This is a genomic window from Maridesulfovibrio ferrireducens, assembly GCF_016342405.1.
GTDB classification, from domain to species: domain Bacteria; phylum Desulfobacterota; class Desulfovibrionia; order Desulfovibrionales; family Desulfovibrionaceae; genus Maridesulfovibrio; species Maridesulfovibrio ferrireducens_A.
Genome location: NZ_JAEINN010000002.1, coordinates 145,411 through 166,893, shown reverse-complemented (window position 1 = coordinate 166,893; position 21,483 = coordinate 145,411). Strand labels below are relative to the sequence as shown.

Annotated in this window: 23 protein-coding genes, 3 tRNA genes, 1 other RNA gene and 1 riboswitch; of the genes, 8 read left to right on the top strand and 19 right to left on the bottom strand. The window is 40.9% G+C overall.

What is annotated here, in order from left to right:
- Positions 1-49 precede the first annotated feature (49 nt).
- From JEY82_RS02635 to satP, 6 genes are all read right to left on the bottom strand, one after another.
- Positions 50-126, bottom strand: a tRNA-Arg gene (locus JEY82_RS02635).
- Between the two features lie 73 nt (positions 127-199).
- A complete protein-coding gene (locus tag JEY82_RS02630; RefSeq protein ID WP_304082296.1) occupies positions 200-604 on the bottom strand; it encodes a MauE/DoxX family redox-associated membrane protein in 405 nt (134 codons plus the stop codon).
- A complete protein-coding gene (locus JEY82_RS02625) occupies positions 605-1,060 on the bottom strand; it encodes a rhodanese-like domain-containing protein (RefSeq protein ID WP_304082294.1) in 456 nt (151 codons plus the stop codon). It abuts the gene before it with no gap.
- Between the two features lie 21 nt (positions 1,061-1,081).
- Positions 1,082-2,359 carry an OFA family MFS transporter gene (locus tag JEY82_RS02620; RefSeq protein ID WP_369681145.1) on the bottom strand — a complete coding sequence of 426 codons (1,278 nt, stop codon included), beginning with the start codon at positions 2,357-2,359 and terminating at the stop codon, positions 1,082-1,084.
- Between the two features lie 205 nt (positions 2,360-2,564).
- An RNA gene (gene ffs, locus JEY82_RS02615) (signal recognition particle sRNA small type) lies at positions 2,565-2,660 on the bottom strand.
- Between the two features lie 193 nt (positions 2,661-2,853).
- On the bottom strand, positions 2,854-3,408 hold the full coding sequence (gene satP / locus JEY82_RS02610; RefSeq protein ID WP_304082292.1) for an acetate uptake transporter: 555 nt from the start codon (positions 3,406-3,408) through the stop codon (positions 2,854-2,856).
- Positions 3,409-3,708: 300 nt separating this feature from the next.
- Between satP and JEY82_RS02605 the strand changes: the two genes are divergently transcribed.
- Entirely contained in the window at positions 3,709-4,107 is a 399-nt protein-coding gene (locus JEY82_RS02605; RefSeq protein ID WP_304082291.1) for a cupin domain-containing protein, read from the top strand.
- Positions 4,108-4,229: 122 nt separating this feature from the next.
- Here the strand turns inward: JEY82_RS02605 and ribB are convergent, their stop codons facing one another.
- Positions 4,230-4,883: a 3,4-dihydroxy-2-butanone-4-phosphate synthase gene (gene ribB, locus JEY82_RS02600; protein WP_304082289.1), complete on the bottom strand. Its 654-nt coding sequence runs from the start codon at positions 4,881-4,883 to the stop codon at positions 4,230-4,232.
- 112 nt (positions 4,884-4,995) lie between these two features.
- Positions 4,996-5,149, bottom strand: a riboswitch (FMN riboswitch).
- Between the two features lie 179 nt (positions 5,150-5,328).
- Here ribB and JEY82_RS02595 point away from each other — a divergent pair.
- On the top strand, positions 5,329-7,314 hold the full coding sequence (locus JEY82_RS02595; RefSeq protein WP_304082675.1) for a methyl-accepting chemotaxis protein: 1,986 nt from the start codon (positions 5,329-5,331) through the stop codon (positions 7,312-7,314).
- Positions 7,315-7,390: 76 nt separating this feature from the next.
- Here JEY82_RS02595 and JEY82_RS02590 read toward each other — a convergent pair whose 3' ends face one another.
- Complete coding sequence (locus JEY82_RS02590) at positions 7,391-7,942, bottom strand: hypothetical protein (protein WP_304082288.1); 552 nt, start codon at positions 7,940-7,942, stop codon at positions 7,391-7,393.
- Between the two features lie 537 nt (positions 7,943-8,479).
- Between JEY82_RS02590 and JEY82_RS02585 the strand changes: the two genes are divergently transcribed.
- Positions 8,480-8,653 carry a hypothetical protein gene (locus JEY82_RS02585; RefSeq protein WP_170830396.1) on the top strand — a complete coding sequence of 58 codons (174 nt, stop codon included), beginning with the start codon at positions 8,480-8,482 and terminating at the stop codon, positions 8,651-8,653.
- A gap of 81 nt (positions 8,654-8,734) precedes the next feature.
- On the opposite strand, the gene JEY82_RS02580 is transcribed toward JEY82_RS02585, so the two are convergent.
- Entirely contained in the window at positions 8,735-10,024 is a 1,290-nt protein-coding gene (locus tag JEY82_RS02580; RefSeq protein WP_304082286.1) for a hypothetical protein, read from the bottom strand.
- Positions 10,025-10,272: 248 nt separating this feature from the next.
- Here JEY82_RS02580 and JEY82_RS02575 point away from each other — a divergent pair.
- A tRNA-Pro gene (locus tag JEY82_RS02575) sits at positions 10,273-10,349 on the top strand.
- Positions 10,350-10,519: 170 nt separating this feature from the next.
- Here the strand turns inward: JEY82_RS02575 and JEY82_RS02570 are convergent.
- The 5 genes from JEY82_RS02570 to JEY82_RS02550 form a co-directional block, all read right to left on the bottom strand.
- A complete protein-coding gene (locus JEY82_RS02570) occupies positions 10,520-10,783 on the bottom strand; it encodes a hypothetical protein (RefSeq protein ID WP_304082284.1) in 264 nt (87 codons plus the stop codon).
- 111 nt (positions 10,784-10,894) lie between these two features.
- On the bottom strand, positions 10,895-11,641 hold the full coding sequence (locus JEY82_RS02565; protein WP_304082282.1) for an ABC transporter substrate-binding protein: 747 nt from the start codon (positions 11,639-11,641) through the stop codon (positions 10,895-10,897).
- 204 nt (positions 11,642-11,845) lie between these two features.
- Positions 11,846-12,367, bottom strand: coding sequence for a type 1 glutamine amidotransferase domain-containing protein (locus tag JEY82_RS02560; RefSeq protein WP_304082281.1), 522 nt, complete (start codon positions 12,365-12,367; stop codon positions 11,846-11,848).
- A gap of 179 nt (positions 12,368-12,546) precedes the next feature.
- Positions 12,547-12,999, bottom strand: coding sequence for a hypothetical protein (locus tag JEY82_RS02555; protein ID WP_304082280.1), 453 nt, complete (start codon positions 12,997-12,999; stop codon positions 12,547-12,549).
- Between the two features lie 121 nt (positions 13,000-13,120).
- Positions 13,121-14,296, bottom strand: a complete 1,176-nt coding sequence (locus JEY82_RS02550) for a PIN domain-containing protein (protein WP_304082279.1) — start codon at positions 14,294-14,296, stop codon at positions 13,121-13,123.
- Between the two features lie 214 nt (positions 14,297-14,510).
- Here JEY82_RS02550 and JEY82_RS02545 point away from each other — a divergent pair, with 214 nt between their 5' ends.
- The 3 genes from JEY82_RS02545 (at position 14,511) to JEY82_RS02535 (ending at position 15,925) form a co-directional block, all read left to right on the top strand.
- Positions 14,511-14,771 carry a BrnT family toxin gene (locus JEY82_RS02545; protein WP_304082278.1) on the top strand — a complete coding sequence of 87 codons (261 nt, stop codon included), beginning with the start codon at positions 14,511-14,513 and terminating at the stop codon, positions 14,769-14,771.
- Positions 14,761-14,997, top strand: a complete 237-nt coding sequence (locus JEY82_RS02540) for a type II toxin-antitoxin system BrnA family antitoxin (protein ID WP_304082276.1) — start codon at positions 14,761-14,763, stop codon at positions 14,995-14,997. Before JEY82_RS02545 ends, JEY82_RS02540 begins: the two co-directional genes overlap by 11 nt.
- Positions 14,998-15,364: 367 nt before the next feature.
- Positions 15,365-15,925, top strand: a complete 561-nt coding sequence (locus JEY82_RS02535; protein ID WP_304082274.1) for a hypothetical protein — start codon at positions 15,365-15,367, stop codon at positions 15,923-15,925.
- Between the two features lie 109 nt (positions 15,926-16,034).
- On the opposite strand, the gene JEY82_RS02530 is transcribed toward JEY82_RS02535, so the two are convergent.
- From JEY82_RS02530 to JEY82_RS02520, 3 genes are all read right to left on the bottom strand, one after another.
- Positions 16,035-16,124 (bottom strand) — tRNA-Ser (locus JEY82_RS02530).
- A gap of 95 nt (positions 16,125-16,219) precedes the next feature.
- Positions 16,220-17,137, bottom strand: a complete 918-nt coding sequence (locus JEY82_RS02525; protein WP_304082272.1) for a dihydroorotate dehydrogenase — start codon at positions 17,135-17,137, stop codon at positions 16,220-16,222.
- Positions 17,138-17,139: 2 nt separating this feature from the next.
- Positions 17,140-17,934, bottom strand: coding sequence for a dihydroorotate dehydrogenase (locus JEY82_RS02520; RefSeq protein WP_092163061.1), 795 nt, complete (start codon positions 17,932-17,934; stop codon positions 17,140-17,142).
- A 55-nt stretch (positions 17,935-17,989) separates the two neighbouring features.
- Here JEY82_RS02520 and JEY82_RS02515 point away from each other — a divergent pair, with 55 nt between their 5' ends.
- The gene (locus JEY82_RS02515; protein WP_304082269.1) at positions 17,990-19,966 is read left to right on the top strand and encodes a peptidase U32 family protein; all 1,977 of its coding nucleotides are present in this window, start codon (positions 17,990-17,992) and stop codon (positions 19,964-19,966) included.
- A 73-nt stretch (positions 19,967-20,039) separates the two neighbouring features.
- On the opposite strand, the gene JEY82_RS02510 is transcribed toward JEY82_RS02515, so the two are convergent.
- Both JEY82_RS02510 and JEY82_RS02505 read right to left on the bottom strand, forming a co-directional pair.
- Complete coding sequence (locus JEY82_RS02510) at positions 20,040-20,384, bottom strand: phenylpyruvate tautomerase MIF-related protein (RefSeq protein WP_304082267.1); 345 nt, start codon at positions 20,382-20,384, stop codon at positions 20,040-20,042.
- A gap of 14 nt (positions 20,385-20,398) precedes the next feature.
- Positions 20,399-21,286 carry a helix-turn-helix domain-containing protein gene (locus tag JEY82_RS02505; protein ID WP_304082265.1) on the bottom strand — a complete coding sequence of 296 codons (888 nt, stop codon included), beginning with the start codon at positions 21,284-21,286 and terminating at the stop codon, positions 20,399-20,401.
- Positions 21,287-21,483 lie beyond the last annotated feature (197 nt).

Below are 21,483 nucleotides of genomic sequence, written 5' to 3'. Positions count from 1 at the left end.
GTAAAGCTTACAACCGACTCACTATACAGCTCTAAACCCCTGAAATAATTGGTGGGCAATGCAAGATTCGAACCTGCGACCTTCAGCTCCGGAGGCTGACACTCTATCCAACTGAGCTAATTGCCCTTAACGAACGACAGGTATACATCAGCAACGTTCACTGTCAAGAAAAAACACTTTCATGATTAATATTTTAAACTTAATCCTTTCTAAACCTGAATGACAGAAAAGCAAAGACGAGCAGCACCACGTCCCTGACAATGGTCATCACCATGTCAGATTTAAAACTTACGTCAGTAGAAAAACAGCCGCAAGCTACATCAATACCCCTGTAAAGATTAGCAGAAAGAACCGCTATAAACAATACAAGCATTGCTGTAATGAGTGCCGTTGCAGTCTCAGTCATCACTCCGCAGACAAGCAACGCCCCGCACACAAATTCCAGCCACGGCAAAAAATAAGCTACAGGCATGACCAATATGTCCGGCAATATCTGATAATTCTTAACGATCTCTCCAAAAGCTACCGGATCGGCAATTTTTCCCACACATGCGACTATAAAAACCAGTCCTAAAGCTATACGTGGTAAGGATTTAATAGACATCTAATTGCCCTCCAAATCTCTACCGAGACTGAGCCAGCCGTCAAGTCCATCAGGGTAAACAGCCAGATCACTAAATCCTTTATCCCTCAACTTGCGAGCAACTATATTGCTTTTCCCGCATGAAAGACCATCGCAATATACAACTATCATTTTATCCTTGGGAATACTTGTTATCAAACCATCCAGCTCAATTCCAATAGCCCACGAAGGCACATTAACCGCTCCCGGAATATGCCCCATTGCGAAATCAGTATCGCTACGGGCATCGACAAAAACAGCTTCATTGGAATCAAAAATTTTAAGAGTTTCTACTCCATCAATTTCAACAATTTCTGATTGCTGCATAGTTATTGGTGGAACAGGTCGCAACGAATTAAAAGACCACGCCAACCCTGCCGAAACGGCACAAACTAAAAGTATCTTGAATACAAATGCTAATTTTTTTCCGACTTTCATTAAGTATACCTAATATAAATTTTAACTGCGACTTGAATTGCTAACAGGTTCAACTTGATAGTCCTGCTCTCCTGCAAATCGTTGTACAGAACTTTTCAAAAATAAAGTGATAAACGAACCTGCGAAACACATAAACCCACAAATAGTAAAAGCCATAGTAAAGTCACCCAGATCGCCCATAACCCCACCCAGAGTGGGCCCTATGATCCCGCCCAACCCGAAAGCCAGATTTACAACCGGATAATTGTCACCAACCGAATCCGCACCAAAAAGGTCTGCGGTTAACGTCGGAAAGAGAGAAAAATTTCCACCGAAATTAAAACCTATCAGGGTTGCACCGAGATACAAAGTAAATTCACTTCCCGCAAGCGACGGAAACAACAAAAACCAGCATCCTTGTGTCGCAGCCATCAACATAACAGATCTTTTTCTGCCCAGCTTGTCACTTACCGCCCCCCACGAAACTCTACCCAGTCCGTTTGCAAGGCTGAAAAAAACACCCATCGCGGTTCCGGTAATAACACTGGCAGAAGCACGCTCCACCCCGGAATTCATTAATAATTCCATGGGATAAAGCTTCATAAGCCCTACGGCCATTAACCCGGAAGCAGCTAAGGACGCGTAAGCAACAAAAATAATATAAAATTCAGGAGTTCTAAGCATCTCCCTACGCGTGAGGCTATTTGTATCATTAAGATATTTAATGCCAGCTTCAATCTCAGGGAAAACCATATATCTGCCGCCAATAGCTACCAGCAACAAAATGATAACACCATAAACCACAAAAGTATTGGATAGGCCTATATTCTCAAGCAGGTGTCCCCATGAATCCGCAAGCTTAACCCAACCCATAACGCCGAAACCGAACCCAGCAACAACAACACCGGTAATCAGCCCTTTGCGATCAGGAAACCAGTGCATAGCTACGACAAGAGGCACCATATACCCTAAACCGATACCAAATCCGGCAAGAATTCCAATAAGCAGAAAAACTGGTAGAAATGAAGTGGTGCCGCTGAGCCCGGCAATGAGATAGCCGGCACTTAAGGTTGAGCCGCCGAAAAGAATAAGCGGACGCGGCCCCCACCTTCTTATTAAAGTTCCGCTAAAGAGCATTGCTACAGCAATGCTCACGATTGCGGCAGTAAAAACCAGCTGAGTGTGTGTTTTGCTCCAGCCGCCCATATGCAGCACAGGAGTAAAAACCGACCAAGCGTACACTCCACCTAAAGCAAGTTGAACAAGCACGGCCCCGACAACAATCTTCCATCGGCTTTCTCTTGTAATGGATGCACTCATTTCCACCCTCATTCTGTGATGATATTTATAATTATAATAAATGAGAGTGTCACTTACATTGAATAATTAAAGCAACCTTTTTTTAAACAGGAATATATAATATTTTGATAAGAAAAAAAATCTGGCGGACAATTCTTTTGATGGGATGAAATAAAATGCTACCTTTAAAAATAAAAAAAGGCGTGTTCATTACGAACACGCCTTTCTTCCAGCGAGACCAGACACCCGGGATAAACCGTTACCGCTGCTTCCTTTCGGACCTGACGGGATTCACAGCGCACCCGCCGTCTGGCCTCTCTGTAAAAGAATTCGTCTCAAGGACGAAGGGAATGTCTATTAACTTGATCTTAAATTGTCAAGTGATATCAACAAAAAGTATCATTTTTATAGCTAATTCACAAAAGATGCTGATTTCATTAAAACAAAGGCTCATCCGATTTAAGAATTACCTTTCATCGGATGACACCTTTCGCAAAAAAGTTAAAAACTAAATATTAACCGATAGGCAATATTGTACGCCCATGAACTTCATTCAAAACTTCAGCCATAGCAAGATAGATAGCGGAAGCACCGCAGAGTATACCTTCGTAACCTGCAAAAGTTCCTATGGCAGCGTTGCCTGTGAGATCTCGTGCGGCAAGCAAGAAAAATAATACGGTAAGTGACAGAAAAACAAACTGCAAAACCTTATTACTCTTGAGTGTACCAACATACATAAACAAGGTAAAAACACCCCACATAATCAAATACCAAGCCATAAAGGCGTGCGGAGTTGCTTCTGCCCACCCAATTTTAGGCAAGATAATAAGAACAACCAGACTCAGCCAGAAAAAACCATAAGAGATAAAAGCCGTGGTGCCGAAAGTATTACCTTTCTTGAATTCCATAATACCGGCTATAACCTGAGCAATCCCACCGTAACAAATTCCCATAGCAAGAATCATAGAACTGATGGGGAAAAACCCCGCATTATGAATATTAAGCAAGACAGTTGTCATACCAAAGCCCATAAGACCCAAAGGTGCCGGATTTGCTAATTTTGACTCCACTTCTAATTCTCCCTTATTGTGTGATTCCAATATCAATTGAAATCATGTTAAAATATAATATCCGCCTTGTCTTTAGCGATTCATATCATACTACATTAATCACTAAATCAGCTAGACAAAATTGAAAGGAAGAATAAGTGCGAAACGTAAGTTACAAATTTACAGTTCTAATTCAACTATTACGACTATTAGATCAGCACGTTTGCTTATTTTTGATTCTTGATTCTTACAACCATAACAATTAATCTGGTTTATCTAATTAATAAAAACAGTAACAATTAAATATATTGGAGAGCCATAATGAAAGCTATGAACGTAAAAGATGTTGAAGGCATTAAAGTCGCGCAAATCCCCTACAAAGGCGAAATTTACGAAGTGAACGGGGTTACCATCCGCTGGCTTTCCAAGTCGGGTAAAGATGCAAACGGACTGCCTGAATATGGACTAAGGCACTTTACAGTTGAACCTGGCGGAGAAATTCCCGCACATAATCATTTTTATTTGCAGACCGTATATATTGAGAAAGGATCTTTTGAGTGTTTCAGTTATGATCCTGAAACCGATGATGTAGCCGAAAGTAAAATTTGCGGCCCCGGAGACTGGGTTTATGCGGAAAGTATGGAGCCTCACGGCATGAGAAACATAAGCGAAACAGAATCTGCAACATTTCTATGCTGCATCTGTAATGTATATGAATAAGATTCAAATTAAGAAAGCCTGCCGGATTTCCGGCAGGCTTTTATATATCAAGTGTCGGTGTTGATTCAGGTGCCGAGATTGAATCAAGGGGTAAGGTCTATTCCGGAAAGGAATGTTTTCTATTATGAAGCTTTTTGCGCCAACTGAAGACGGTATTGGATAATATCATCCACGGTCAGCACCGGGATATTATACTTTTTCCCAAGTTCAACGATTTCCGGCAGTCTGGACATTGTTCCATCAGGATTCGTGACTTCGCAAAGAACTCCATAAGGCTTAAGGCCTGCAAGATTCATCATGTCTACGGTTGCCTCGGTGTGCCCTTGCCTTTCGAGAACCCCGCCGGCCTTTGCACGCAAAGGAAAAACATGCCCGGGTCTGTGAAGGTCACCAGGTTTTGCATCATCAGCTATTGCGGTTTTAATAGTAGTTACACGATCCGCAGCCGAAACTCCGGTGGTAACGCCTTCCGCGGCTTCAATAGTAACAGTGAATCCCGTTTGGTTACGGCAGGTATTTTCAGCAACCATCATTGGAAGTCCAAGTTGACTGATTTTTTCTTCAGTCAGACACAGGCAGACAATGCCGCTGCATTGCCTAATGAGCATAGCCATTTGACTATTAGTCAACTGCTCTGCCGAAAAAATAAGATCACCCTCATTTTCCCGGTCCTCATTGTCTGTGACAAGCACACCTCGACCCTCTTTCAAGGCCTGAAGTCCTCTTTCTACTCTTTCAATGGGATTGCCGAATTGAGATAACAGATTCTGATTCATGGTAAGTCTCCGTAATAAGGTACCAGAATCAGGGCGCAAGAACTGACAGCTGTCTATAGATAAAAGACAGCCACGCCATAAACTAAATTGAGTTATAGCGGGTTTTCTACTGTCGTATCCTCTTCCATCCGGACTGTAACCGTCGGCTCTGGAATCACACCAGATCTGCTGACCCTTTCTCACAATGAAAAAGGCGCTCGCGGGCTTTCTTTAAAGGCTTAAAGAACACCGCCGGTGGGGAATTGCACCCCGCCCTGAGAATAAACTCAGTTCTTTTACAACACGAATAAACGATTAGTCAATCAAACATGTACTACACATTACATCCATGATTTAACACTTAAAGATTATAAAAATGTGTACATAGACATTAAATTTAAGTATTTAAAAGATTCACAAAAATATCTTTACTGAATCTCTAATTTTCTCATGGAGAGTGATAGTGATGAAATTAAAAACAAGACTTACAATTTTTCAAATCACAGTACTAATAATCTCTATAGCATCATTGTGCGTTATATTCATTTATCAATTGAACAAATATACAAACAGCGAAATGAATAAATATCGAAAAACAATGTATGAACAAAAAATTTCAGAACTGAATGAACTTGTCAACATGGCTGAAAAAACAGTTCAGTCCTATTACAACAAATCGCAAGACATTGAGTTGCTTAAAATAAGTAAAGCAAAATCATTAAAAAACACTATAGATTCGATTGCGACCCAGCTATCAAGCTTCTATAAATCTAATCACAACAAGATTTCCAAATCTGAACTTGAAAAAAAGCTTAAAAACCTAGTCAAACCTATTCGATATGAAGGTAATAATTATATTTGGATAAATGATATGCAGGCGAAAACAATCATGCATCCTATCTCGCCGCAGCTTAATGGAAAAAATCTTTCAAACATAAAAGATAGTTCCGGCAAATATCTTTTTAGAGAGATGGTTGAAGTTTGCCGTAAAAATGGAGAAGGCACTGTTTCATATATATGGAAAAAACCTGACACAAACAAAGATACTCAAAAAGTTTCATATGTTAAACTTATTCCGGAACTTAACTGGATAATTGGAACAGGGGCATGGCTGGATAACATCACCCTTGAAATGAAAGAAAAAGCTCTTGAACAAATTGCAGAAATGCGGATGAAAGACGGAAACTATTTCTGGGTAAATGATACGAAACAAAATATGGTTATGCACCCAGCAAGCCCGGATTTAAATGGTAAAAACATGGCCGAGTTCAAGGATACAAAAGGAAAACTGCTATTCAAAGAGATCGTTGATGTCTGCACAAATAAGGGAGAAGGAACTGTCTCATACTGGTGGGGAAAACCCGGGGAAAATGGCGATTTCCCAAAGCTGTCATATGTCAAATTATTCAAACCGTGGAATTGGATAATCGGCATGGGAGTTTACATCGACGACATTGATAACGCTCTGCTTGAAAAACAGACTAAGTTAAACCAGACAATTAACAATATGATCAAATTAATCGTAATTGTTGCAGTACTGCTTGGAATTATAATCACAATTGCGGCAACTATTTTTGCCAATAAAATCACAGCTACCATTGGTGCGGAGCCGGAAGAATTATCAGATATTGCAGAGCAGATGTCTCATGGACACCTAAACATTGAACCCCTTTCACAAATGCCCCAAGGGGCATATGCTTCCATGATGAATATGGTTGAAAATTTAAAACAGGTAGTTACGGATGTACAACACTCTACTGAAAATGTTTCTGCCGGAAGTGAAGAGTTAGCAGCATCTGCGGAAGGACTGTCACAAGGTGCGACAGATCAGGCTGCCGCTATTGAAGAATTAAGCTCATCAATTGAAGAAATCAGCGTCAGCATACGAAACAATGCTGAAAACACACGCAAAACAGAACAGATCGCCATAACAACGGCTGAAAACACAAAAAAAGGAAGTCAGGGTGTTAAAAAAAATCTGGCAGCTATGACAGAAATTGCTGATAAAATTAAAATTATAGAAGAAATTTCCCGCCAGACAAATCTGCTCGCGCTGAATGCCGCCATCGAAGCCGCTCGCGCAGGAGAACACGGCAAAGGATTTGCGGTAGTTGCGGCGGAAGTTAGAAAATTAGCTGAAAAAAGTAGAATTGCAGCAACCGAAATCGAAGATTTATCGTCCAGCAGTCTGACTCTCGCCCAAAAAACACATACAGATTTAGATGCCTTGGTTCCTGAAATTGAACGAACAGCAAAATTGATAAAAGAAATATCGCTTTCGTGCGATGAACAAAATTCAGGCATTAATCTTATTCAGCAGTCTTCTTTACAACTGGACAAGGTTATTCAGCAAAATGCTTCAGCTTCAGAAGAGGTTGCCGCGACCTCAGAAGAACTTTCCAGTCAAGCAGAAGAACTTCATGCGGCAATGCTATTCTTTAAACTTAATTAACTTTTAAAAAATATCAAAAAAAACGCCCTTGCTTCTTAAAAAGCAAGGGCGTTTAAAATTCTTTTCTAAAATAAATCTATTTAAAACTATCCTCAAACAACTTCCCGATTGCCTTCCTGCCGGAATCTTCGAGAAAACGGGTTCCTGTTGCAGTAAAGTGTCTATGCGAGATCACAGGGGCATCACACTCGGCCCAGCGTTCTTTCTGCCACGTGTACCAGCAGCCTTTATCCTGAGAAAAGACATAAAGAGGTTTGTTGCATATTTTTGCAAATTCAGCGCCCCATCCGGTGCCACCCTTTACAGTGCCATCTTCAAGAATAGTACCTACAATAAAAATTTCATGGCCGCTGTTAACCTGCCAGCAGATACTCTGGAGAACTTTACGAAAAATAGGAGCACGGGTAAAAGTGCGGTTCATCAGTTTGGAAACATACGTCAAACTGACATCTTTGCTCTCGAGTTCTTTCTCTGTGAGAACCCGTAGGCCGCGTTGACGAGCAATCTGGTGCCCTTCGAAGCTAAAACTAACTTCCTGAAGCCCGTATTTTTCAGCGTTGACTCCAAATTCACTTTCAGTGCCGGGAGCTCCGCCGCTATATAAAATGAACTCTTTAGGATTACTCATTGCTTCCTCCAGTGTTGAGCGTGTGTGCGATTACGATACAAATCAATAACTAAAAAAATTAAAGTTCACAATCAAGAATTATCCTATTAATTACTGATTATCCTTTACCATATTTTTTTTCCAGAGTGCAAATATTTCTAAAACTTCAAGCAAGTTCAATAATGAACAAGCAGTATAATAAACTGTAAACACACTATTACTCCAAAGAATTGTTGCATTACATTTAATTATTAATACTAATATAGTGTAACAATAGAAACTCTACGCACAATTATAACTATAAACAACACGAACAAACACTGTTAGTTAAAAGACTAAAGACAATTACACTATGTATTCCATTACAACTTTTCATAATTATTTGTATCATTATATTTATATCTTTAAATTAAAAGTCACATAACCTTAACCTTACTCCTTTTTTTTCAGCAATGATCTCTAGACAAATTTTATATTTAGTGTATAGTCCACTTGTTGATTCAGGCTAGAAAATCTCAAAACGAAAGTAGCTAACGCCAAAACGTAATGGAGGTTTTTATGAATAAAGATACAGGAATTGGAGAAAAATCAGACCCGTTTAAAAAAATGGAACAGAACGACCTTTTTAAATTTCGTTCTATCAGCAACAACATTGCTGCCATGGTTAAATCTCTGGATGATCAGGAAAAAGCCGACTCGCTGGAATCAGACACTGACCAAGACGAAGTTTAAGCATCTACCCTCATTCTACTCTCTCTTCCCTAACTAAAACAAGCAGTTCTCGCATCCGCACCGTAATCAATTCGCAGTGCATTAATGAGAAACAAGCCACGCGGATATACTGCTTACAAAATCCCCGGACAATGAATCAAGAGATTCAAGGTCTGTCCCCGCCTCGATAACGGTTGAGGCTTTATCCAGCACCTCAAGCTGATGGGGGACAGACTGTAAACCGGTGGGCATTATCGAAATCATTTTTTTCCATTTATTGCTCACATTACTGAATCCGATAAACATCGGAATATTTTCCGGAATAATTGAAGTTATCCTTTCGGGATAGAAACTGCCGGCAGGTGAATCGATTGTCAGCAACGCAAAATCAAACATCTGCAATGACTTCGGCATCAACGGGACGGACTGAGGCTTATAGCCTCTAATCCAGATTCCAACATGCTCGGGATCTACTTTTTTCATATGGCGCATTTTATCAGCCAGTTGTGTCAAATCTTCTTCAGTCAGTTCTTTTAATGGTGAAACGACCTGAACCACCACGCCCCTGCCTGACAAATGACGAGCCACTTCAGAAAATTGATCATCAGGGATTACTGCTCCGAATCTAGCAAGAATAATTGCCGGAAACACTCCTTTCGACTCAGGTATAAACAAATTATTCACTTTTACTTCTTCTGACTCTCTAACTTCGCGAACACGCCCTTTTCTCGGATATTCAGCAGATTCATTGCCGGGAAGCCACATAAAACGCCTTATCCAATGCTCATCACCGGGCAGAAAAACAACTGATCCTTCGACAGGAAAGTCTTCATTAAAAGACGGCCCGTAAGTATAAATAAAATCTCCTAATCCAGCTTTTCTGAGCTTTCTGGTCAAACCAGTTTTCTGATCATGCAAAACAAGCCGTCCATGATCCTGCCTTGCATCAATAACAACAACCGCCCTTCCGGTTTCAGTCTCATAATGTCCACTAAAATCATCCTCATTAAAAGAATAAGCTGCCAGATTGTCGAAAGTACGCCCCTCTGAACCTCGTTTAATAACTACTGTGTTATTACCGATAGTTAGACTTTTGCCTTGTTTAAGGACTATTGCATTCTTATTATGAATAGATTTGCTTTCAATTACAGGGGGCGCAGAGACCGCGGAAATCGCTTTCTTAACCTTTGCAACAGATTTAACAGAAATAGGTTTGACTGAACCAGACGATCCAGCTTTTTGTTTCGGCGATAATCTTTTTTTACGGACTATTTTATGCTCATTTTTTTTCACACGTTCAATTTTCGGAGAAATTGTTTTTTTTAATTTCAGTTCAGAATTTTTTTTTTCAGGAACAGAAGTACGAACCAATTCAATATCAAATCTGCTCACAACAATTTCCGGTATAATGAAAATATTTTTGCAGAGTAGAAACACGATTAAAACGTGGATAAAAACAGATAAAATAGCCGCAATGTACTTCAACTAACCTCCTGTACTTATCTGCATACTATTCCTGATTTAATCTTATTTCAACAAATTGAAACCATTATCCTATATCCTTATGAAGAGACTAAGCAGAAAATCTTTTTTTGAGTTGACAGTGAACAGGAATGAGAATAATTCCTCTTCACTCGAGTCGGGATGTAGCGCAGCCTGGTAGCGCACTTGAATGGGGTTCAAGGGGTCGGAGGTTCAAATCCTCTCATCCCGACCACGAAAAAAAGACCCTACTAAGCCACTGATAATTCAGTGGCTTTTTTATTTTCAGCAAATAATATTCAATCGCGAATAAAGAAGCCCCGCACCTAACTAAAGGTACGGGGCTTCTTTTATTGACAAAATAAAATTCTAATTACAAATCACGCAGAGGTTTATTAGTCAAACTTAGGCGTGAACCTTTCTAACCAGAAGCTGGTAATGAGCATCAACGCCGTCTTCTTTCGGAATACGCTCAGAATCAATAACAAGATAGTTAACAACAGTGCCGTTCGGCAACTCAAATGTAATTGTGTCTTTAGGATCGATCTCTAAATCAATCTGAAATGTAATAATTCTCTGGGCAGAAATTACGGCCTTAATCCCTTCAAACTTTTCACCGTTTTCTTTAATTAGAGTAACAATATCTTTAGCCATACATGGTAGAATCATTATATTTCCTCGCAATTTTTAATGTTGATGCGGCATCATAGGAGGATGGCGGGGAAAGTCAATGTTAAGTGTAAAGCTATACTGCTCTATTTTCTAACTTACCTTGAAATTCTAGCGATAACGATCATAAATTTGTTCAATTGTACCGTCGTTCAAGAGTTTTTGAATCGCCTTGTTAAATCGAGGAACAGCGTCCTTTTTACTAGGGTGGAAACGAATCATCATATCCAAAACATTGCAAGGTTCACTTATGATAAGTCGATCCTTAAGATTCTGTAATTTTATTTCATACTGAGCAAAATCCTTATTCATAAGAGCCTGATCTAAACGTCCGGCAAGCAATAACTGAATAAGTTTATTTTCATTGTAAAGAGGATAAGAATTTATGCGCCCATCAACGAAATACGGACCGTATACCGGGTAATGATACCCCGAAATAACTCCTACGGTCTTCCCTAATAGGTCTTCGGGAGAATTGATCGGAATGTATTTATCTGCATTAAACAAAACAATCTCTTCGGAGACGGCAAAAGGAATGCTGTATATACCGCGTAATGATGATGACTGCCGCCAAATCGGATTACACATCGGTTCTAAATCGATTTTACCTGTTTCAAATTGATAAAGCGCGCGCCGAAAGGGAACACGGACATATTCGAAGGTATCTCCAGTCTCTTTAGCAAAAGCTGTGAATAAATCTTCAATAATTCCAGATCTTGAATCGCCTTTTTCGAAAGAATACGGAGGAAAAGATTCGACCTGAAGCATGACACGAAAAGTCTCCGCAGCACTGATGTGCGCAAAAGGAGAAGCAATTATTAAAATTGCAGTGACAAGCCAGATCTTTAAAAATTTCATATTTTAGGACCTCATAATCATCATTAAATAGAGCTACTCCTACTATCCTTACAGACTTTACCACGCCGCGTAAATATAGAGACTAACGTTCTCAACAAGTATAAACAAAATGTTAGATAGACGACTACATATCCAACACCAAAAGCCTCTCACACTTTTGTCAGAACAGGCTGGAATTGATTTTGTTTTCAAACACTTGCAAGGTTATTTTGTTACCGAGTCCACAATGGCACGACAAAAAGCTGGCAGGTCATCCGGCTTGCGGGAAGAAATTTGATTCCGGTCCACAACGACTTCTTTATCAACCCAAGTGGCTCCGGCATTTATGAGATCATCTTTTATTCCGGGAGTTGAGGTACAGGTGAAACCTTTCATAATTCCTGCTGAAATCGGAATCCATCCGCCATGGCAGATATGCGCAACAATTTTCCCGGCTTCATGTATCTTACGGGTAAGCTCTAGAACTTTAGCATCACGTCTAAGTTTATCCGGAGCAAAACCGCCCGCAATTACAAGCAAATCAAAATCATCCTCCTGCTGGTCCGCAATAGCGGCTGTGGAGCGAAAAGGATAACCGTTTTTACCAGTATAAACGGTTCCGGATTCAGGTCCGGCTACCACAACCTCTGCACCTTCCTCAATCAAACGATAGTAAGGATACAAAAGTTCCATATCCTCAAAAACATTCTCCACAAACATCAAGACACGCATACCTTTCATTTTCATCAAAAACTCCGGTTCGTCTAATTCATAGTTAACTTGATTGAAAGCAGATAAGAATCGTCACGACAACTGTTGAATCCCTAGAGTCGTAGTTATCATAAAAAGGGAGATAGTAACAATGCTGTCTGGAATTAAGGCATTGGATATTGGATTTTGATTACTAAACTTATATAAATGAACTGCTAAAGACCAAACATATCATAATCACAATTTGCACTAGTTTGATGTTGATATTCAGGACGCGAATAACGCTGATTACAACGCATACATGTAAACATATGCTCTTCCTCTTTGACAGGTATATAAATACCCTCAGCATGACATTTCATACAGTATCGAATAATTCTACCATCTTCTTTTGATTCATAAAGCCCATAGCTGGAATTATATGTAAGCTCCTCGTCCCTCTCTAACCGATCTTCAAGCTCCTTAATCTTAGTATCTTTTTCTTGAAGAATATCCCGAATTTCAAGAATCTGATCCTTGGAGTCAATCAAAGCTTCACGTAGATTAATAAGATGTTCTCTCAATTCAATATTATCAACGGAACTTTTGAGGTTCAGCAAAGATTTAGTAATATCACCAGCACCTTTAATAGATGCTAAGGCTGTTGAAATCATGGCTAACGGGTCCATAAATATCCTCTCTTCTTAAATTTAACATTAAGACTATTATATAAAATATATAATAAGATTAAATTGGGATGAATCTTGAACCTAAAAAAGCCCGCCGGAGGGCGGGCTACATTTAAAATAACTAAAATTCAGATAGTAAAGAAGCAATTTCATATTCTTCTTCGTCTTCAGGTTCTTGTTCAAATTCAACCTCAACATCACCAAAATGAGCTGATTGTAGGCAACTCTCAACCTCAATATCCTCTAACTCGAACGTATCTAAATCAGCTGCTAAGTCACAGCTAAATGACAACAATACATCTGTTTTGAATTTTTCAGTAGTACTCTTATAATTAGTTGTAAGCTTGATATCTTCTTTATCAAATGAATCATAGACATAAAAATCAAACCCACACTTAACTTCACACTCAACGAAGGCACGAACTCTGACGATAACGGAATCATTTTCAACCCGTACAACACTAACAGCAATATCTTCCCCTTTATGCTGTAGAACATGACTCGAAATATTTACACTTGTATCAAAATAATCAACATATAACGATGACTCAAATTCAATCGCAATGTCAGCTCCATCTAAACATGATTCAATCGCACTATCTATTTCTTTTGAAAAATTATCATTCTTACTTAGCACAGCATTAATGGCTTTTTCTATTGTTTTTGAAATGCCTTCTTCATGCATTAATGACATTGCATAAGCCAAATCATCAACAACGGTTAGCCGTTTCGAACCTTCTCCATACTTTAACCACCCACCATCGCGGCTAACAGCAATAACGTGAACTCCCAGCTCTTCAGCCCACCATTCTAACCGAAGTAATGATATTGCATCAGGAAATTCTTCTTTCTTTTTACCTGTTTTCTCGAACGGCATTTCATGAGAAAAATACATATCAACAAGTTGCTTTACATCAATTGTATCACTGTCAGATTCTAAAACCTCAGCTCCAATACGATTGTAAAACTCAGCCAATTGCTTTTCAGCTACAAGCTCATCAGAGTCAGGATCTGAAAGAAAAACAAAAGCAGAATCAACCGCCTTACTGTCTAACTGAAGATACTTAGCAACATCTTTAATTGATTTATCTAATGAACTACGCGCCCCGTTAATTTTTTCCGCAAGATGTTTCACAGATTCTTTGTGGACAATATCAGTTTGAATAATTTCAACATCTTTATTACCTGCAAACTGCTCTAATTGTTTTAAAATTCCTCTCAAAAAATTATAATCATGCTTCTTCAAAATATCATTATCAATACTAATAGCAGCAAAAGGCACAACAACTTCAGGCATAATGAGGCCTCCTTCTTGTAATATATATTACACATCAGTGTATGCAGCTAAAAAACAGATGTAAACACATAATAACAATACAGCTCACTCCCCATAAATACTCTTAATCCCCTGCCTAATCTGAGCCAGCAAACAACCATGCTCCTTACACTGATGAGACCAAATCTTAATTCCCCCATCTTGACAACAAACAACAAAAATATACAATATAGGTATGCAGTTTGAATACGACAACAACAAAAGTGTATCCAATTTAGAAAAACACGGGATTGACTTCAAACAAGCGCAAGCCCTTTGGAATGATCCAAACTTGCTGGAAATTCCGGCACGTACTCAAGACGAACCCCGTATTTTTTTTATTGGAATCATAAACGGCAAACACTGGTCAGCCGTAACAACTCCACGCAATGGAGTTATCCGCATTATATCAGTGCGCCGTTCCAGAAAGAAGGAGGTGGAACTTTATGAAAGCTAAAGAATTTGATGAAGCTTTTGAATCAGATCAAGACATAACTGAACAACTGGACTTATCCAAAGCCACCAGACCGAATAAAGACATTAAACGGGTAAACGTAGATTTTCCCGCATGGATGATAATAGCTTTGGATCGTGAAGCAACACGATTGGGAGTCAACCGACAGGCTGTAATCAAAACATGGATTGCTAACCGCATTGACTCACAACACCCAGCAGATCATTAATACACCCCGCTTCGGCGGGGTTTTATATTTAGTGTAAGGGTTTACTTTCTTATTAGGCCCCTTTTTCATTCACGTATTCAGCGGAAGATTATCTTTAAACGCAAGAATCTTATCTTCACGACGCTTCTGCTGAAAAATCCCCCAAAAATGAAAAAGCCCCTCACAACTTCCGTTGTAAGGGGCTGTATAACCAATCTGGCGGAGAGGAGAGGATTCGAACCTTGAAGTGCCCTATAGATGACGGACACGGTCCAAGAGGTTGACACATCATTTTATACAGCTGATGATTACAATATGAAATTTAAATACATCAAAGAAACTTTTCTAGAAGACTATATCCACGAATGGGCGAAGGAGAATAACTACAATGGCTAAAAAACTAGCAGAAAAAATCGAAGATTTTAAAAGAAACCTCTCTGCCTTTCTGGAAAAAGAAAAATCTAGCAAAAACATTGTGCACTACGAAATAATTCCTTCAGATAAAGAAGAATTTCCTTTTAAGCTAAAAGTGGGCGACCTTACTCGTCAATTATCTTCCAGAGACATTGTTGAGTTTCAAAATAAAGAGCCATTACTTGTCGACGCTATGGTGAGGAAGATAGATGAGAGTGACCCAATAACAGGCGAAGTTGTTACAACTTTCCGAAAAAAACTCATTGAGGCATTTAATGCTCTAATAAGTTCGGGCGATATCTCCAGATATAGAATAGATAGGACTCCAATTTCAAAAGACTTTTTTTTCAACGTTCATATTTACCTAGATGATGAAAATAAAAAGCCCATATCTTCCTTCCAAAAATACATTGGACTAGTGGATATTGTCACATGGAAAGAAATTGAGGGCGAGTTTGCTGAATCTCTGCAAAGTAATATTGCACCAAAAGAGGCCGAAGCTATTATTCCCCCTCCTGTTGAACCAAAACCATAGATAGCATTTTCAAGCAGGGAAGCCCCGATCATTACAAATGATCGGGGCTTCTTTTTTATCACGAAAAAGCCCCTCACAACTTTCGTTGTAAGGGGCTGTATAACCAATCTGGCGGAGAGGAGAGGATTCGAACCTCCGTTAGCGTTAACTAAACACGCTTTCCAGGCGTGCTCCTTAAGCCATACTCGGACACCTCTCCGCTTGGGTGAAAAAGGATTTAGCTAAATCAGAGTAGCTTGGCAAGCTATTTCTCACTTTTTATTCAATTATTTTAAATAACATGAAAGAAAGTGCTTATTTAGGCAATTTTAAGCTTCCACGGAACTCATCCAGAGATTTCGCATTCACTCTTTCGAGCACTTTCGGAAGTTCTTCTGCGATTCTAAAAGCCATATCAGGGCTTAAGAAATTAGCAGTACCTATCTGTACAGCCGTAGCGCCCACCAACAAGAACTCTGCGGCGTCTTCTGCTGAGGCTATGCCGCCCAGACCAATTACGGGGATCTTAACCGCATTTACGGCCTGAAACACACATCTCAATGCTACGGGCTTAACCGCAGGACCGGAAAGACCGCCTATAACGTTAGTTAAGCGTGGCACACGTCTTTCAATATCCACCGCCATTCCTGACAGAGTATTGATGAGTGAGATTCCGTCCGCTCCGCCATCTTCGGCAGCGCGGGCACAGGTGGCGATATCCGTTACATTTGGTGACAGCTTGATGATTACAGGCTTATTGCCTGCATTCTTCTTAACAGCCTCGGCAACTTTTGTGATCTGACGCGGGTCCTGACCAAAGGCGATACCACCCTCTTTTACGTTAGGACATGACACATTCACTTCAAGCGCGGCAACGCCCTCTTCTGCTGAAAGCACAGCTGCCAGCTCGCCGAATTCAGTAGCATCAGTGGCATAAAGATTCACAAGCACAGGTAGAGTTTTCCACGGCAGCTTGGGTAATTTATTTTTGATGAAAGCTTCAACACCGGGATTCTGAATTCCGATGGCATTGAGCATGCCGCACGGAGTTTCAGCTATTCTCGGCATGGGATTGCCTTCTCTGGGTTTCAATGAAAGCCCTTTTACAACGATACCGCCAAGGCTTTCGAGATCTCCGAATCTTTTAAATTCCAATCCGAAACCGAATGTGCCTGACGCTGTGAGTATGGGATTTTTTAACTTCAGTCCGGCAAAATCAACTGACATATCCATAACTAACCCTCCAGACTGATATCAGTAGCTTTAAAAACCGGGCCGGTTGTACATACCTGCGTATGATGCCCGTTGCTGTCTTTCGTTACACAACCGAGGCATGCACCAACTCCGCAGGCCATACGATTTTCAAGCGAAAGTTCCGCTTCAACTCCGTATTTAATGGCGGCGTTGCGGACAGTACGCAGAAAAGGAGTCGGTCCGCAGGCGGTTACCAATCCTTTTTTATCAGCATATTCCTTAACAAGCGCTTCAACTCGTGCAATAATAGAGTGAATATCTTCCGGTTTATTTTCGCGGATATCTTCAACTTCTACCTTTTCAGACAGGGCCTTATAGGGATAATTTTCCAACGGAGGGCGATGCGCAAAAAAGAGCTTTAAATTTTCAGGCTGATCATGGGAGTCGACATAACCGCAAAAGGGCGCTATGCCCATCCCTCCAGCGAGCATTAGTACTGGACGGTCTTTAGGTTTGCTGAAAAAGGTTCCAAGCGGACCCCATACATTAACCTGCTCGCCTTTGGTTAGTTGCGCAAGACGTTTTGTGCCACGTCCTATAACTTGAAAAAGAATAGTCAGAGTGGTGTCGTCTGCGTTACTGATGGAAAAAGGACGTCCCCATACTAGGTCAAGCGGCCACGATACGGGCCTGATCATAACAAACTGGCCAACGCGCCAGCCAGATTCCCAGCCCGGATATTCGAGCTTGAGTTCGACGATTTCCTCACCCGGTGAGGAGTGTCCGAGGGGCGTAACGTCAATGACTTTAACTGCCCTGCAATTGTTTGCACTCATGATTTAATCCTATAGATTTTTGCTGTCCGCGTTATGCGGCAAAGCGTGATACACTATGACAAAACATAAACCAGAAATTCTTGCCCCGGCGGGCGATAAATCATCTTTCCTTGCTGCAATCGCAGCCGGAGCAGATGCAGTATACGCCGGACTTAAACATTTTTCCGCTCGTATGGAAGCTGATAACTTCTCTACCAGCGAACTAGCTGCACTTGCGCAGCTTGGACGGGAAAATGGCGTTAAGACCTATATCCCCATGAACACCTTGGTTAAACCGGATGATATCGACTCCGCGGCCAGATTGCTGGACCGAGTGGCCCAGACGATTAAACCGGACGGTATCATTGTTCAAGACCTGGCAATGGTTAACATTGCCAGACAAATTGGTTACGAAGGTGAAATCCACCTCTCTACCCTTGCCAATGTAAGCCACCCTGCCGCACTAAAAGTTGCCGCTGAAATGGGTGTCACTCGCGTGGTTGTCCCAAGAGAGCTTAACTTAGAAGAAATCAAACAGATGGCTGAAGCCTGCCCTGAATCAATCACCCTTGAGATGTTTGTTCACGGCGCCCTTTGCTACAGCGTATCAGGCCGTTGCTACTGGAGTTCCTACTTCGGCGGAAAAAGCAGCCTCCGTGGACGTTGTGTGCAACCCTGTCGCAGACTTTACGGCGGCTCTTCCCGTAAAGATCAGCCAAAACGTCTATTTTCCTGTCTCGACTTAAGTCTCGACGTGCTGACCAAACCTATGCTTTCAGTTCCAGAAGTATCTTCATGGAAAATTGAAGGCCGTAAAAAAGGTCCGCATTACGTTTACTATACTGTCACAGGTTACCGCATGCTGCGCGATCATCCTAATGATGCCAAAGTCCGTAAGACAGCAGTTGAATTACTTGAACTGGCTCTCAGCAGACCGTCATCCCATTCAAACTTTCTGCCGCAGCGTCCATTTGTTCCGCTTGATCCGAATAATGAAACCGGTTCCGGTTTTCTCATCGGGATTACCAAGCAGGAGAAAAACGGAAAACCTTACTTCGAATGCCGTCAGGAACTTCTGAGCGGTGACTTCCTCCGCATTGGCTATCAGGATCAGCCCGGACATCAAACCTTGAAAATCAGAAGATCTGTCCCTAAACGCGGCAAAGTATCTATTCCGATTCAAGGCAAGGCCCGCCTGAAATCAGGTACCAGAGTATTCCTGATCGACCGTCGCGAAGAAGGTCTGGTCAATTCTCTTAAGAAGCTGGAAACAGCTCTCTCAAAGATTAAAGTTCCAGAAAAAACTTCAAGCTCCGTTCAAGTGGATCTTCCGCATCCTTTCAACCCGACTGAGCGTGTTAAAGTTCTTAGTCTTCAAAGGAACCCTCCGCGCGGAAAAAACAAGTTCGGAACAGGTATCTGGCTTTCCGCCAATGCACTGGACCGTACTCCAAAACCGCTTGTGTCAAAGATCTGGTGGCATCTTCCTCCGGTCATATGGCCGAACGAAGAATCTGAAATAAAACAGCTTGTCGCTTACTGCCTCGGGCATGGAGCAACAGAATTTGTTCTTGGTTCTCCTTGGCAGAAAGGACTTTTCCCTGACGACGAAAATTTACATTTTCACGCAGGGCCATTCTGCAATGTATCCAATCCGCTTGCGCTGATGGAACTTTATGAAATGGGCTTCTCCTCAGCATTCGTCAGCCCTGAACTTTCAAAGGCGGATTTCCTTGCCCTTCCGGCTCACAGCCCGCTTCCTTTGGGAATTGTAACCAAAGGCCTTTGGCCGCTGGGAATTTCAAGGATCATTGCCGAAGAAACTGAACTTATGAGCCCTATCTACAGCCAGAAAAAAGAAATCTGCTGGGTCAGAAAATACAACCAGAACTACTGGGTTTATCCCGGCTGGGAACTCGATTTAGGAGTTGTAACCAAGAAACTTGAAAGTGCCGGATATTCAATGTTTCTGACAATCACCGAATCATGGCCTAAAGCCGTCCCAACCCCTACCAGAACCAGTACGTTCAACTGGGATCTGTCCTTGCTCTAATCGTCCTTGACGACATGTGAACAATCTATTCCCGATGCGAATTTTATAATTTGCATCGGGACTTTTTTTTAACTTAAAAAGTCCGCCCGTCCCAACCGAACATGGAACGTTCAAGATCACGAAATTCAATAACGACCCTGCTTCCGGGTATCAAAAATTCTTTATAAATAAATCCGCAAAATTTTTCTGATAATTCTGAACACTTATCAGACTGCAAAGAGATACTGCCCAAAGTCACAAACGCGGCAGGCTCATTGCTTCCAGATAACAACATATTGACATTTTGATGCAGCATGACAGTAACATACACTTCAGGCTTACCTAATGCGATTGATGTGAATTCTGAAAGCTTCGCAACAAACGCATCAGCTTCGGCAGATTCAATTTTCATATTAGTTTCAACTCTTACAAAAGGCATACATTACCTCCTCTCTATGAGCCGGTTTCCTGAATAAGTTTCCTTAAAAAACGGGCTGCCTCAAGTCCTTTAAGAGATCTATCCCAAAGCTCGTTTACCATTTTTTCATGAAGAACCAGCGCTTCCGGTGCCGACGTTATCATTGCAACACCAAGACGGACGTTAGGGAACTCACCAAGCCTGAAAGGACTTACTGCAAGCACAGAACGTTCCGGCTGTCTGAAAATCTGAAAACTCGTACTGGGTATAGAGTCCCGCAATACCCCAATTTGAACACCTATAGGCTGTTTTTCCAGCATGTCCAAAACATTTTCGACTTCTCTACGCGCTATCTCTTTACGTTCTTTTAACACATTTGCGGGCAAATCATATCTACCAATGAAACCATTACGCAAAAATCTTTCAAGTTCCGATGCAGAAACAAGACTGACCACGCTTGGTTTGCGTTCATGGTAAGCTTTTTTGCGTTCTTTCAAAATTGTTAAAATTTCATCAACGGATGTTGCCGCCTGCCGTAAATCTGGTATTGCCGATGACAAACCTTCTTTTAAAACGACAGCCAAAACGTCATCAAATTCATCGGTAGTCAATAAGTATGAAACAGGACCGAACATTACAAACAAGTGTTCCGATACGGATTCTGCCTGTCGCATTCTTTCAAAAAAACTCACAGCAGACGGAACATATTCAACCCCGACTCCCATTAAAGAAGTTAGCGAAACACCAAGCAATTCAGCTATACTTTCAAGGGTTTCAAGCTTAGGAGGATCTCCTTTTTCATAGCGATAAAGGGCTGCGCGAGATATACCGATTTTCGCTGCAATGTCCTCCGCACTATACTCACTTCCAAGTCTGAAAGCCTTGAGTCTCTGACCAATTTCTTTGGCACTCAATTCGCCCATCTAGATTCTCCGCTATTCTGATTTTTATAATCATAAACGCTAAAACAATACGAAAAAAAAGGTTTTGCCAACTTTGTTAATAACAATTACTTAAATTCTCATTTTTGTGAATAGATTTTTTATTTGTTTCAAAAATGAGAATCTTCTTGACAATAATCACCCTTGTACTTCAACTTAATAGGAATCAAAACATTGCT